12 protein-coding genes and 1 pseudogene are annotated in these 13802 nt (G+C 34.9%); 4 read left to right on the top strand and 9 right to left on the bottom strand.

The window, feature by feature from the left end:
- Positions 1–82: 82 nt before the first annotated feature.
- Positions 83–2029, bottom strand: coding sequence for a heavy metal translocating P-type ATPase (locus EGH73_RS04215; protein WP_123280829.1), 1947 nt, complete (start codon positions 2027–2029; stop codon positions 83–85).
- A gap of 506 nt (positions 2030–2535) precedes the next feature.
- On the opposite strand from EGH73_RS04215, the gene EGH73_RS04220 reads away from it, so the two are divergent.
- Entirely contained in the window at positions 2536–2988 is a 453-nt protein-coding gene (locus EGH73_RS04220) for an FKBP-type peptidyl-prolyl cis-trans isomerase (protein WP_228411446.1), read from the top strand.
- 129 nt (positions 2989–3117) lie between these two features.
- Positions 3118–3477 carry a 50S ribosomal protein L19 gene (gene rplS, locus EGH73_RS04225; RefSeq protein ID WP_089770508.1) on the top strand — a complete coding sequence of 120 codons (360 nt, stop codon included), beginning with the start codon at positions 3118–3120 and terminating at the stop codon, positions 3475–3477.
- 185 nt (positions 3478–3662) lie between these two features.
- Here the strand turns inward: rplS and kbl are convergent, their stop codons facing one another.
- The 8 genes from kbl to EGH73_RS04260 all read right to left on the bottom strand — a co-directional run bounded on the left by kbl (position 3663) and on the right by EGH73_RS04260 (position 12439).
- Entirely contained in the window at positions 3663–4859 is a 1197-nt protein-coding gene (gene kbl, locus EGH73_RS04230) for a glycine C-acetyltransferase (protein ID WP_123280830.1), read from the bottom strand.
- A 95-nt stretch (positions 4860–4954) separates the two neighbouring features.
- Positions 4955–5368 carry a T9SS type A sorting domain-containing protein gene (locus EGH73_RS14155; RefSeq protein ID WP_245985412.1) on the bottom strand — a complete coding sequence of 138 codons (414 nt, stop codon included), beginning with the start codon at positions 5366–5368 and terminating at the stop codon, positions 4955–4957.
- Positions 5369–5451: 83 nt separating this feature from the next.
- Entirely contained in the window at positions 5452–6885 is a 1434-nt protein-coding gene (locus EGH73_RS04235; RefSeq protein WP_245985413.1) for a M1 family metallopeptidase, read from the bottom strand.
- Positions 6886–6966: 81 nt separating this feature from the next.
- A complete protein-coding gene (dacB, locus tag EGH73_RS04240) occupies positions 6967–8424 on the bottom strand; it encodes a D-alanyl-D-alanine carboxypeptidase/D-alanyl-D-alanine endopeptidase (protein ID WP_123280831.1) in 1458 nt (485 codons plus the stop codon).
- A gap of 151 nt (positions 8425–8575) precedes the next feature.
- The gene (gene priA / locus EGH73_RS04245) at positions 8576–11023 is read right to left on the bottom strand and encodes a replication restart helicase PriA (protein WP_123280832.1); all 2448 of its coding nucleotides are present in this window, start codon (positions 11021–11023) and stop codon (positions 8576–8578) included.
- Between the two features lie 106 nt (positions 11024–11129).
- Entirely contained in the window at positions 11130–11408 is a 279-nt protein-coding gene (locus EGH73_RS04250; RefSeq protein WP_123280833.1) for a Txe/YoeB family addiction module toxin, read from the bottom strand.
- On the bottom strand, positions 11405–11659 hold the full coding sequence (locus EGH73_RS04255; RefSeq protein ID WP_089770917.1) for a DUF2683 family protein: 255 nt from the start codon (positions 11657–11659) through the stop codon (positions 11405–11407). The genes EGH73_RS04250 and EGH73_RS04255 overlap by 4 nt, the downstream gene beginning before the upstream one ends.
- 84 nt (positions 11660–11743) lie before the next feature.
- On the bottom strand, positions 11744–12439 hold the full coding sequence (locus EGH73_RS04260; RefSeq protein WP_123280834.1) for an ABC transporter ATP-binding protein: 696 nt from the start codon (positions 12437–12439) through the stop codon (positions 11744–11746).
- A gap of 226 nt (positions 12440–12665) precedes the next feature.
- Between EGH73_RS04260 and EGH73_RS04265 the strand changes: the two are divergent.
- Positions 12666–13064, top strand: a pseudogene (locus EGH73_RS04265) (RNA polymerase sigma factor); the annotation flags it as partial.
- A gap of 96 nt (positions 13065–13160) precedes the next feature.
- The gene (locus EGH73_RS04270) at positions 13161–13757 is read left to right on the top strand and encodes a hypothetical protein (RefSeq protein WP_123280836.1); all 597 of its coding nucleotides are present in this window, start codon (positions 13161–13163) and stop codon (positions 13755–13757) included.
- Positions 13758–13802 lie beyond the last annotated feature (45 nt).

Below are 13802 nucleotides of genomic sequence, written 5' to 3' on the forward strand. Positions count from 1 at the left end.
AAGATAAGTTTATTTATTATTCCAGCAAATAAATTTGAAATAATTATTTATAAATAAAATTGGAAGAAAAAATAAGTGGGTATTATTTAAATTTCATATTCTGAATTCTCACAGCATTTAGTATAGCCAGCAACGCTACTCCTACATCTGCAAAAACAGCTTCCCACATGTTTGCCAGCCCACCAGCACCTAATATTAATACAATAATTTTTACTCCGAAAGCCAAAGCTATATTTTGATAAACGACTTTCTTGGTTGATTTTCCAATATTTATTGCCGTAGAAATTCTCGATGGTTGATCTGTCTGAATCACGACATCCGCAGTTTCTATTGCCGCATCTGAGCCCAAACCTCCCATTGCCATTCCCACATCACTTAATGCTAAAACCGGTGCATCATTGATCCCATCACCCACAAAAGCAACCACTTCTTTCGGATTTTTCTTGAGGGCTTCAAGCTTTTCCACTTTACCTTCCGGAAGAAGACCGCCAAATGCAGAATCAATTCCTAGCTTTCTAGCGATACTTTGTGTCAATGAATCTTTATCGCCGCTCAGCATCATTGTTTTGACACCTGCTTTATGAAGATTATTAATCGCAAGCTCAGCATCATCCTTCACCTCATCGGAAATTGTGATGTAACCTTTGTATTCGTTATCAATGGCTAAAACAACTGTTGTCTCCACAATTTTATCGAGCTCTTTGGGGTATGGAATTCCGAAGGACTGTAGTAAACTTGTGTTGCCGGCAAGAACATTCTTATCATCAACTAAAGCTTTGATTCCTTTACCTGAAATTTCCTCAACAGAATCAGGTATTTTACTGGCAGGATGAAACTGAGAAATCGCTTTGGCAATCGGGTGTGTAGAATGACTTTCAACAGAAGATAGAATTGATAAAAAATCTTCTTTCGAAATATTTTCCGGAACAATATCCTGAACTTTGAAAACACCTTTGGTCAATGTTCCTGTTTTATCCATCACAACCGTTGTTACATTGGAAATGATATCTATAAAATTGGAACCTTTGAAAAGAATTCCATTCCGGGAAGCAGCGCCGATTCCTCCAAAATAACCTAATGGAATCGAAATAACTAAAGCGCACGGACAAGAAATTACGAGAAAAACCAAACCTCTGTAAAGCCAATCTTTGAAAACATAATTCTCAACAAAAAGATACGGAACCAGCGTTACCAAAAGTGCCAAAAGGAAAACAACTGGTGTATAAATCTTTGCAAATCTTCTGATAAATAATTCGGTTTTGGCTTTTCTGGAACTTGCGTCCTGAACCATTTGAAGAATCCTTACAATCGAACTATTTTCGAATAATTTGGTTGTTTCGATTTCGATGACTTGGTCGAGGTTCAACATTCCGGCAAGAACTTCTTCCGATTTTTGGATTGACGAAGGTTTGCTTTCACCTGTTAAAGCAGATGTATTAAGACTTGCTTTTTCAGATAATAAAATCCCGTCCAACGGAATCTTCTCTCCCACTTTTACCTGAATTTTTTCTCCAATTTTGACATCGCTCGGAGCAATGGTTTTCCAATTTTCGTCTCGAAAAACGGTGGCTTCTTTTGGACGAACATCTAATAATGCTTTGATATTATTGCGGGCTCTGTTTACTGCGGATTCCTGAAACATCTCACCAATGGTATAAAACAGCATTACAGCAACACCTTCCGGAAATTCGCCGATAGCAAATGCTCCGATTGTTGCAATTCCCATCAAAGAAAACTCATTGAAGAAATCTAATTTCTTTGCCAGCTCAACTGCTTCTTTGAAAACTGAAAATGCTACTAATATATAAGACACGAAATACCATCCAAATCTTAACCAAACGTTACTAGTAAACCAATCTGCTTTAATCCAGAAATCTAAAATCAGTCCTGAGAAAAATATAACGAGACTTATAATCAATCCTAATTTTGAACTGCTGTGAGAATGGTCGTGGTCGTCGTGATTATGTTGATGAGAATGTTCTTCTTGATGGTCATCTGTTCCGCAACAGCCGCTACTACAATTTGCCATAATTTGTAATGTTTCTAAACAAAGTTAAGGGAAATAGTTTGTAATTGATGCTTTATGTAAAAGGATTTAACGCAAAGGTCACCAAGTTTTTGTTCTTTATTGAAAATATTTTAAGGTTCGCAAAGGCGCTTTCGCTCAGAAAAGAAATAAAAATTGATTTTATCTCGCAGATTTTGAGGATTTTATAGATTTACAATTCAATATTGTAAATGTATTTTATCAATTATAGTTGAGATTTCTAGGGAATGACAAAATATATGTTAATCTTATTCTGATGACAAAATGCGAATTTATGACAAATGCCCTAGCCCCGATGGGAACGGCATCCTTTTTTGGCATTGCGGGGATATTGTTGTAAAGATGACTTCAGTTTGTTCGCAATGCCAAAAAAGATATAGTGGACAGCGGGAAACAGCTCCAAAAAAAAATTAATACAAAATGCTCGATGAAGTTAATAAGCTCCAAATAAATTTGACAATGTCTAATCTTACTTATAATTAATACCTTTGAAAAAAAATTTAGAAATGGGTGTAGCTGATTTATTATTGAAAAGAAAAAAGGAACTGGCTGAAAAAAACTTAAGAGATGGTCAGGATTATTTGGTGGAAAACGGAAAAAGAGAAAGCGTAACGACTTTGCCAAGTGGTTTGCAATACGAAATTCTTGTGGAAACTGAAGGTCCAAAACCGACAGCGAAAAGTACTGTAAAATGCCATTATCACGGAACAACCATTACGAGTAAAGTTTTTGACAGCTCGGTAAAACGCGGAAAACCAGCTTCTTTCCCTCTTAATAGAGTTATAAAAGGTTGGACAGAAGGTTTGCAGTTGATGTCTGTAGGAAGTAAATTCAGGTTTACGATTCCGCCACATTTGGCTTATGGTCAGCAGGAAGTCAGCAAAGAAATTGGTCCCAACAGTACTTTGGTTTTTGATGTGGAGCTGCTGGAGATTAAATAAGTGAAATTTAATTCTCAGATTATATTGCAGTTATAAAAATTATTTATATTTTTGCAACCTGTTAATCAACCTCTGACGAAGGACGTGAATGTTGCTTAGCTTGACAAAACAAATTTTTTATTTTAAAAAATGGATTTATTAAAGTACGTACAAGACAAGTACATTACGAAAAAAGAATTCCCAGAATTCAAAGCCGGTGACACCATCACTGTGTACACAGAAATTAAAGAAGGTAACAAAACTAGAACTCAGTTCTTCAAAGGTACTGTTATCCAATTGAGAGGAACTGGACTTACAAAAACTTTCACTATCAGAAAAATGTCTGGTGATGTAGGTGTAGAAAGAGTTTTCCCTATCAATATGCCTGCACTTCAGAAAATTGAAGTTAACAGACAAGGTAAAGTTAGAAGAGCTAGAATCTACTACTTCAGAGACCTTAGAGGTAAGAAAGCTAGAATCAAGGACAAAGCTTACGGAGGTAAGAAATAATCTTGAGACTTTCTCAAAAAATATAAAACCAGCAAAATTATTTGCTGGTTTTTTTGTTTGTTATATTTTAAATAAATTCTGTTACCCCAGCCCTAAAGGGAAAAGAATTTCTTTAAAATTCATCAAAATTACTCCCTTTAGGGTTGGGGAAATAATTTTGATGAATTTTAGTTTTGTTTTTGAATTTATGAAATAATTCCTAACTCCTTCCCTACTTTTTCAAAACCTGCAATAGCCTTATCCAGATGTTCTCTGGTATGAGCTGCAGATAATTGGACTCTGATTCTCGCTTTTCCTTTTGGAACAACCGGATAGAAGAATCCAATCACATAAATATCTTCAGCTAAAAGTTTCTCCGCCATTTCCTGCGCTAGTTTTGCATCGTAAAGCATTACCGGAACAATCGCCGCGTCGCCATTTGGAATATCGAAACCTTTAGCTTTCATTTCTTTTCGGAAATATTCTGCATTTTCCATTACTTTATCTCTCAAAGAAGTGTCATCAGAAATCATATCCAAAACTTTAGAAGCTGCACCCACAATTCCTGGTGCTAATGAATTGGAAAATAAATAAGGACGAGAACGTTGTCTCAACATATCGATGATTTCTTTTTTCCCAGAAGTGAATCCACCCAAAGCGCCACCTAAAGCTTTTCCTAAAGTAGAAGTAATGATATCCACTCTTCCTATGACATCATTCGCTTCGTGCGTTCCACGACCAGTTTTTCCGATAAATCCCGTTGCATGAGAATCATCTACCATTACCAAAGCATCATATTTATCTGCTAAATCACAAACACCTTTTAGGTCAGCAACAATTCCGTCCATTGAGAAAACGCCGTCTGTCACAATGATTTTAAATCTATGATTTTTTTCAGAAGCCGCAATCAATTGAGCTTCCAAATCTTCCATATTATTGTTTTTATAGCGGTATCTTGCAGATTTACATAATCTTACACCGTCGATAATCGAAGCGTGATTCAGTTCATCTGAAATAATGGCGTCTTCTTCTGAGAATAATGGTTCGAAAATACCGCCATTCGCATCAAAACAAGCAGCATAAAGGATTGTATCTTCCATTCCTAAGAAATTAGAAATCTTAGCTTCCAAATCTTTATGAATATCTTGAGTTCCACAAATGAAACGAACCGACGACATTCCATAACCGTGAGATTCGATAGCATCTTGCGAAGCTTTCATCACTTCCGGATTGTTGGATAATCCTAAATAGTTGTTGGCACAAAAGTTCAACAGTTTTTTCCCAGCCACTTCTATCTCCGCACTTTGCTGTGATGTGATGATTCTTTCTCTTTTGAAAAGTCCGTCGTTTTCTATGTTTGTTAATTCATTTGTGATGTTTTCAAGGAATTTTTGTGATATCATTTTTATTGATTTTCGATTTTAACAAAAATAAAAAAAGCACCGTAATAAAGTGCTTTTTTGTGATGATTTAACGTTTGGAAGAAATTTAAATAATTTTATTCTTTTATTAGCTTAACTGATTGATTATTGTATTTCAAAACATAAGTTCCTTTGACTAAGGTAGAAATATTGATTTCTGAATCTGGATTCGCAATTCCGTTTTTAATCAGTTTTCCATCGATTGAGAAAATTTCATAATCTGTTGATTTTTGCAAACCAGAAATTTTGATGAAAGATTTGGCTGGATTAGGATAGACAATTATATTTTTTTGATTAATATCATTAACAGCCAGATTATTATCTTTCGTCACAGTAGAACCTTTGGTAATGATCTGTTTTTCGTAATTGAAGGTTACATTTGTAACATCGAAATTGACATCTTGTGTGAAATATTGATTGTTGGAAGTATGATCCAAAACAAAATAGGCGGTTTGACTTCCAGATCCTGAAACTTTGATCGGTAAAGGCAATTCGAAAAAGCTAACTGAAGATGAGCTTCTGGTCTGCCCAACTCGGAAAGTCAGTTTTTTGGATGTTGGATCCTGTGTCCATCTTATCTGATATATTGGATATCCTTCCCCATAAATCCAATCATTAAAAATTCTGTAAAGTTTCGACCTGTGTAAGATGATAAAAAATCCCTAAAATCATTCGTTTTGACGTAATTATAAGCAAAGGCGGCATTATTCTGGTAAGCTTTCAGCATTGCATAGAACTGCTCGTCTCCCAAAATCCATTTGATCATTCTCAAAACATAACCTCCCTTGGTATAAGTGAGTCTGCCATCAAAAATCCGATTTGAAGTCAATTGATTATCAGGAACATAAACGCTCCCTCCAGCAAAACTCGTAATATTATCCATCTCGCTTTGCAGATAAGTCTGAAACTGTGCTGGTGACATCAACAATTTTTCGTAAACCACATATTCGCCCATTGTAGCAAAACCTTCATTCAGCCAGATATCGTTCCATGTTCCACAGGTCAGCTTGTCTCCAAACCATTGATGAGCCAATTCGTGCGCAATCAAATCCAATCCATAATAACCCATAGAAGTCATTGTTGCGTGTTCCATTCCGCCACCCCAGTTGAACTGCATATGTCCATATTTCTCATTTCTATAAGGATATAACCCAAAATGATCTTCGAAAGTCTGCATACTGATTGCAGTCCAATCCAACTTGGACTGTGTATCTGCAGTTGCCCAAGACGGATAAACGTAGTTAAGGAAAGGAAATGAGCTGTTGGTAGTTGTAATTGTAGAATTTAACTTAGTATAATTGGAAATTCCTAATGCGAAAAGATAAGCTGGTATTGGATAATTGGTTTGCCAATAGGTTAATTTTTTGCCATTTCCTAAAATTGTTTCTGACATCAGTTTTCCATTGGAACCAACTGTGTACTGAGCAGGAGTGGAAATTTTGATGTCTAATTTTTCAATTTTATCATTCATACTTTGTTTTGTAGGCCACCATTGTTTTGCCCCAAATGGCTCTGATAAAGTAGCTAAAATTGGATCTCCGGCGGGTGTAGCTGTAGCAACAAAAGCTTGTTCAGCAGTTGATGGAATTCCGCTGTAAGTGATAGATAAGGAATCCGTTGTCTGGGCAGATAATGTTGAAGGAAAATTGATTCTGATTTCATCAGAACTCAATTGCTGAAAAGTCAAATCCTGAGCGTGGTATTTTACATTGGAAACCGTTAAATTATTCTTTAAATCAAAATAAATATCAGGAGAATTCTGCAGCATTTTGAAATGTGATGTCACAGTACCTGCAATACATTGTTGTGTTGGATCTAAATCTAATTCTAATCTGACGTATTGCAAATCATAATTCAAAGTATTTGGATTGACATTGACATCCAAAATAGATTTTAGGTTTTTCTTTTTCTCAGATTCTATAATCCCTTTTCTATCAGCATTTAATGACTGACCAAAAATGATATTAACCGAAAATAAAACGATAAATAACGAGTAAAACTTTTTCATAGGATTGATGATTTTCAAATCAAAGCTACAAAAAAAACTCATCCCAGCGAGATGAGTTTTTAATTTATAAAACATTGATTATTACAAATCTAAAGTTGGATCCAGCAACTGTTCCATTCTGTCTTTCACTTGTGCAACAGAACCCGAGAATCTATTAATCAATAAAGAAAAAGCAAGGGTTTTGTTATTTCTTGTTTTGATGTAACCTGCCAGACATTTCACACCATTCAAAGTTCCGGTTTTTGCAAAAATCTGTCCGTTGGAATTCAGCATAAACATATGCTTCAGTGTTCCAGACTGTCCTGCAATTGGCAAAGACTCGAAATATTCTTTATAATAAGGCGATTTCATCATTTTTGCTAAGAACTTAACTTGAGAGAGTGGCGTAACGGTATGCGATTTAGAAAGCCCGCTTCCATCCATATAATTTAAACCATTCATATCGAAGTTTATGGATTTTAGATGATCTGTTACAACTTGCCGCCCGGATTCAGTAGTTTGGTCGCCTAAGCTTTGGAAACCATTAGATTTCAATAATGCTTCTGCATACCCGTTATCACTTCTTTGGTTGGTATAATTGACGATTTCTGCTAAAGTCGGGGATTTGTAAGTCGTTAAAATTTCTCTTGGCTCCGGCTCTATATCTACAATTTTCGGAGTTACTTTTCCAGTAACTGCAATTTTATTTTTAATCAAACTTTCTCTCAATTTATTAGCCAAAAAAGCAGGAGGTTCAGCTACTTTTGTTGTCATCCCGTTTCCCTCAAACTTATCTGCGTACACCAGTTTGTCAGCATAGGGAGAAATATAAAAAAATTTCTTTTGCTGATTAAATGGATTATTAGATTGATTGATAATCAGCTTTTCGTTTCTCGGGTCAATATCTTTAGTAGTTCCTACCGGTAGAAAATAATTTTTCTGTTCCAGCCATACTATATTTTTAGGAAGTTCTTGCTTTTTATTTTCTTTAAAAATCGCAGTTTGGATGATAATATCTCCTGTAATTTTTCTAATTCCTTTTTCTCTAATAGCATCAAGATATTGATTAACAATCTGCGTATAACTCGCTGCTCCACCTCTATTTCCACCCAGTGAAGGGTCGCCACTTCCGACGATATAAAGATTTCCTGTCAAAACACCTTCAGCATCAATACTGCCAGAATATTCTAATAGTGTGTTCCATCTGTACTGCGTTCCTAATAAAGAAAACGCCGTCTCGGTCGTTAATAATTTGGTTGTAGAAGCCGGAATCAGCGGAGCTGTTTCGTTGTAAGCTGTTACAATTTTTTCTGTTGTTGGGTCATAAACCACAAATCCCCAATTCGCATTTCTCAGAACAGGGTCTGTAAACATCTTATTGATATTGAACTCAATCTGCTCTTTCGGAGACAACAGCGCCTTTTCTGCTGTGATATCCTTTACAAGATTCTGCTGATCAGCAACTTGTGGATATGTAGAAACTGCGACGCTCCCTTGCGAAAACACAAATGAAGAAAAACCAATTGCGATGATTGAAAAATAATTTCTGATTTTATTCATTCTCAAAACAATTACAATTTTTATTGAATTTATATTAATTAAGGTTTAAGATTATCTAATCTTATAATCATAACTGAGTAAAGTTAGAGAATATAGCGGTGTAACCTTCGTAAAGCCCTAATAAAAAAACTAGAAATTTTGTTAAAAACAGTTAAAAATCGACAAATACATCCTTTTTTACAGATTTATAAGCTGCGATTTCGTCAAATTCATCAAAAGATTTAAGAAGCAGTTCTTTATAGATTCTGTAGTTTTTGTTTTTTGGAAATTTGAGAAGAATCTGATATTGATATAGGTTATTAAGCCTTGCTATAGGGGATTTTTCCGGACCAAGAATACATTCTTCCGGGATATATTTTCTAAGAATCGAACCCAAAAACTGAGAAGCTCTGTTAATTTTATCTTCTTTCCTATGTTTCAGTTCAATCATTATTAATTTCACAAACGGTGGATAGAGAAACTTTTTCCTTTCATCAAGAAAGTAATTATAAATCTCTTTAACATTCTGATTTTTAATTAATTCAAAAACTGAATGCGACGGATTATAGGTCTGAATCAGAATCTTACCATTCCCAGAAGTTCTTCCTGCTCGTCCTGCAACTTGTGTAATCAATTGATAAGCTCTTTCTTGCGCACGAAAATCCTGAACGTGAACCAAAGAATCTGCTTTCGGAATCGCGACTAATTCTATATTATCGAAATCTAAACCTTTGGAAATCATCTGTGTTCCGACCAAAATATCGGTTTCTCCGCTTTCCAGTTTTTCATAGAGTTTTTCGTAAGCAAATTTCTTTCGCATCGAGTCCACATCCATTCTGTCAACCTCGGAATCGGAGAATATTTTCTGAGTTTCTTCCTCGATTTGCTCAACGCCAACGCCTTTTGTATTCAGATTGTCGCTATTACAACTTGGACAAATTGTAGGTTTTCCGGAACGATGCCCACAATAATGACATTTGAGCTCGTTGGAAGCTTTGTGATAAGTCATCACCACATCACAATTACTACAATAAGTGACGTGTCCACAAGTTTCACATTCGATGACATTGGCATAACCACGGCGGTTATGAAGAATAATGGTTTGTTTTTTATGTTCTAATTGAAGGTTGATTTCGTCAATCATTTTCTGACTGAAATTCCCGACGATTTTCTTTTGATTTTGTGCTTCTCTGATGTCAATAATTTCAAATTTCGGCAAATCCACTTTCCCAAACCTTTCGTTAAGAACCACATAACGCAACCTATCTTTCATAGCCAAATCGTAGCTTTCCAAAGAAGGCGTTGCTGAACCTAGAATCAATTTGGCTTTATAAAACTCTGCCAACATCATTGCAGAATCTTTCGCATTGAAAAAGAAGTGCTGGTCTCTTGGTCTGTAAGCCGAATCGTGTTCTTCATCAACAATAATCAATCCTAGATTTTCATAAGGTAGAAACAAAGAATTCCGAGTTCCAATCAGAATTTGGAGTTCATTTTTTTTGATTTTTCGCCAAACTTCTACCCTTTCAAAATCCGTTAGTTTATTATGATAAAAGCCGAGTTTCTTTCCGTATTTTTTTTCGAGACGGATTGTAATTTGTTTCGTTAAAGCAATCTCAGGCAAAAGCAAAAGCACATTTTGTCCAGCATTAACACAATCTTCAATTTTCTCAAGATAAATGTGCGTTTTTCCCGATGAAGTAACACCGTGAAGCAACACATTTTTGTTTTCTTCAAAAGCTTGATTGATTTCTGAAATCGATTTTTTCTGATTTTCTGTCAGTTCTTCAATTTCTTCAATTTCGCCTTCGTAAGAATCGATTCTGTGTTTTTCCAGATAATATTCTGTAACCCAACCTTTTTCAATCAAAGATTTCAGTTGTAGATTGACGAAATTACCTTCATCAAAAACCAAAGATTTCCGGATTGGATTTTCAGGATTATCAATTTGTTTGGAAAGGATATTTAAGAAAAGTTCTTTCTGTTTTTTAGCTTTATCGAGTTTCAAAAGAATCATCGCCAAATTCTCTGAAACCAAAGCTTCATTATTGACTTTCAAGTAAGCGATTTCTTTGGCTTTGTATTTTTCAGTGATTTTTTCATCAACTGAAATATATCGTTCATCAATCAGCGCATTGATGGTTTTGATGATTTCTTTTTTTGGAATGAAAGCTTCAATCTCTTGCAAATTCAGCATTTGTCGAACTTCCAAAGCTTGAAGAAGATAAGTTTCGTTCGCATCCAGATTTTGCCAGTCAATAGTTCTTTCAGACAATAATCTGACATAAGTTTCGCTTTCTAATTTGAGAGAAGACGGAAACGCCAAACGGTAAATTTCGCCTAGATTACAGAGATAATAAGAACTCAACCAATTCCAAAAATCCAATTGTTGTTTTGGAACAATCGGTTGATTGTCTAATAGATTGATGATTTCTTTCGGAACAAAAGTTTCTTCAAAATCGTTGAATAATTCTGCAACAATTCCCGTGTAGATTTTCTTTCCACGAAACGGAACCAAAACGCGCATTCCGACCTCAATTTTATCCAAAAAATCTGCTGGAACTTTGTAAGTGAAAGTTCCTTTGAGATTGAGCGGAAGAATGATTTGAGCGAATTGCAAACTATGATATTTTTTTAACGCAAAGCGCAAAGTTTTTTATTAATTATTAAGGATATTTTTAAGAGTCGCAAAGACGTAAATTTACCAAAGAAGAGGTAAATATTTTTTACTTATCGCCATAATGACCTTTGGCGGAAATGATTTCTACGGTAACAATATTTTCTTCGACACTATAAATCAAACGGTTTTTGCTATCGATTCTTCTTGACCAAACATTACCATTTTTATGCTTTAAACGTTCAGGTTTTCCTGTTCCAGAATATGGATTAATACGAAGTTCATCTATAAATATGTTAATTTTCTTCAAAGCCGATTTATTACCTGATTTTCTGTAAAACAGGATGTCTTTTTCTGCTTCATCCGAAAGTTTTATTTGAAAAATCATAAACCTAATAATTCTTTCTGCGCTTCTTTTGAAAGTATTTTCGATTTTGATTTTCCTGTTTTCAAGTCCGCAATTCTCCTTTCTAATTCTGCAACGTTTTCCGGAATATCATAATAAGGGTCATTGCTTGGACTTAGACTTTCAGGTTTTTCTTCCTTAAAAACAAATTGCGCATCCAAAGCTTTCAGCACTTTTTTTAGTAATGACGCTTCTTTCTTATTTCTTGGATGTATGATAATTGATGCTTCCATCGTTTTGTATTATTAAATCTTTACGAATTTACGATTTTTAATTTTTTAAAATATCATTTATCAATCATCATTCATTATTGATGATTAAACCGTATAACTCTGAAACGCTTCTTCCAGACTTGCAAATTTTCCTTTGAATTCTGAAATCGGAGAATCTTGTAATATTTTCCCTTGATGAATTAAAATTACTCTGGAACAAAGCGCTTCTACTTCTTGCATAATGTGTGTAGACAAAATCACGGTTTTTGCTTTCCCAATTTCTTTGATAACGTTTCGGATTTCTACGATTTGATTGGGGTCGAGTCCATTGGTTGGTTCATCTAGAATCAATAAATCCGGTTCGTGGAGAATGGCTTGCGCTAATCCAACTCTTTGCTTATAACCTTTGGAAAGCTGACCGATTTTCTTCGATTTTTCTGGTGTAATCCCAACTAAATCTATCACCTGTTCTACTCTTTCTTTTTTGATGTGATGAAGATTCGCAACGAATTGCAGATATTCTTTGACAAACATCTCATTGTAAAGTGGATTATTCTCCGGAAGGAAACCGATTTTCTTTTTAGATTCGATTTCGTTGTCTGAAATGTTTTTTTCGTCCAAAAGAATTTCGCCTTCATCTATTTTCAGAACGCCTGTGATGGATTTCATTAACGTGGATTTTCCTGCGCCATTGGGTCCAAGTAATCCGATAATCTCGTTGTTGGCAATCGTTATGTTGATATCATTGAGCGCAATTTGCTCTCCGAATTTTTTGGTAAGTCCTGAAATTTTTAAAGACATTCTTATTCTTTTATTGTTACAAAAATATGAAAATTGATTGGTTTTATTTTACGCAAAGAGCGCAAAGATTTTTATACATTATTGAAAATATTTTTAAGAGTCGCAATGGCGCTTCGCTCAGCAAAGAAAAGCAGAATTTGTAGAAAGTATGTTTGTGTCTCTGTAGTCTAAATTTCTCCGGAATGACAAATAATGTGGATATGTAAAATGTTGATTTGATGATCTTTTTCAGGAGATTATTTATCAGGTTTGGAAGTCGTTTTCAAGTTTTGAAGGAAAGTCGGAATTCTCGACTTGGCTTTACAGAATTGCGCTGAACACAGCGATTATTTTCCTGAAATCCGAGAAGCGACGGAGTTTTATACAGAATGATGATGTGTCGCTCTACAAAATAAAAGAAGATGATTATAATCTGGAAGACGAGCAAAATCTGAAACTGATGTACGAATGTATCCAAAAACTCAACCCGATTGACAAAGCATTGATTTTCTATTATCTGGAAGATTTTTCCGGAAAAGAAATGGCAGAACAAATGGGCATCTCGGAAGCCAATGCAAGAGTGAAACTGAATCGTGCGAAGGATAAGTTAAAAGAATTAATCAATAAAAGAGCTTCGAGAGATTGAGTGTGATAAAGTCTTCGACTCCGCTCAGACTGACAACTAAAAGTTATCAATTATCAACCATCAATTTTCAACTATCAACTATCAACTATCAAAGATATGGAACTAGACAATCTTAAATCCCTCTGGCAAAAGGAAGATATTTCCGATACGCCGGAGATCTCGCCGGAAAAACAAAGACAGATTCACCACCCTTTGCAAAGAATTCGGAAGAACATGCGCTATGAGTTCTGGTCGACAATCATGTTGCTTCCTGTGATTTTGGTTTTGATCTGGTTTTTCCCGATACCTTTCCGTTTCAGGGTCTACATAGAAGTTTTGGTAGCTTCAATGGCGCTTGTGACTGCATTTTTCTTCAGTAAGTTTTTTAAATTATATAAAGAAATCAGCAATCCAACCTTGGGGACTTATGATTCGTTGAAAGATTTGTTTCATCAATTTGAATTAAATAAGCAATATTACCTATCTTTCTATCTCAGTTTTGTTCCGTTTTTGGTTTGCGAAATGATTATCATTACAGAATCTATTCCTTATAACCACAAATATACAGAAGGACTGTTAGCTGTCAAATTCATCATTTCTATCTTGTTAGGTTTGTTTTTTCTATATTTTGCAGGAAACTGGTGGTTCAAACATTTCTATGGAAAATATATAGACCGGATTAAAAAACTGGTTGATGAAATGAAACAAAATTAACTTAATCCATATCTCAAAAAGCCTTATGAAGTCTATAAACTTTAC

The organism is Epilithonimonas hominis (genome assembly GCF_003730015.1).
In the GTDB taxonomy this organism is placed as follows: domain Bacteria; phylum Bacteroidota; class Bacteroidia; order Flavobacteriales; family Weeksellaceae; genus Epilithonimonas; species Epilithonimonas hominis.

Excerpts from the sequence above, each read along its gene's own strand:
- rplS (WP_089770508.1), top strand. The coding sequence starts at position 3,118 with ATGGATTTATTAAAGTACGTACAAGACAAGTACATTACGAAAAAAGAA.
- EGH73_RS04255 (WP_089770917.1), bottom strand. The coding sequence starts at position 11,659 with ATGGAAGCATCAATTATCATACATCCAAGAAATAAGAAAGAAGCGTCA.
- kbl (WP_123280830.1), bottom strand. The coding sequence starts at position 4,859 with ATGATATCACAAAAATTCCTTGAAAACATCACAAATGAATTAACAAAC.
- EGH73_RS04215 (WP_123280829.1), bottom strand. The coding sequence starts at position 2,029 with ATGGCAAATTGTAGTAGCGGCTGTTGCGGAACAGATGACCATCAAGAA.
- dacB (WP_123280831.1), bottom strand. The coding sequence starts at position 8,424 with ATGAATAAAATCAGAAATTATTTTTCAATCATCGCAATTGGTTTTTCT.
- EGH73_RS04235 (WP_245985413.1), bottom strand. The coding sequence starts at position 6,885 with ATGAAAAAGTTTTACTCGTTATTTATCGTTTTATTTTCGGTTAATATC.
- EGH73_RS04260 (WP_123280834.1), bottom strand. The coding sequence starts at position 12,439 with ATGTCTTTAAAAATTTCAGGACTTACCAAAAAATTCGGAGAGCAAATT.
- EGH73_RS04270 (WP_123280836.1), top strand. The coding sequence starts at position 13,161 with ATGGAACTAGACAATCTTAAATCCCTCTGGCAAAAGGAAGATATTTCC.
- EGH73_RS04250 (WP_123280833.1), bottom strand. The coding sequence starts at position 11,408 with ATGATTTTTCAAATAAAACTTTCGGATGAAGCAGAAAAAGACATCCTG.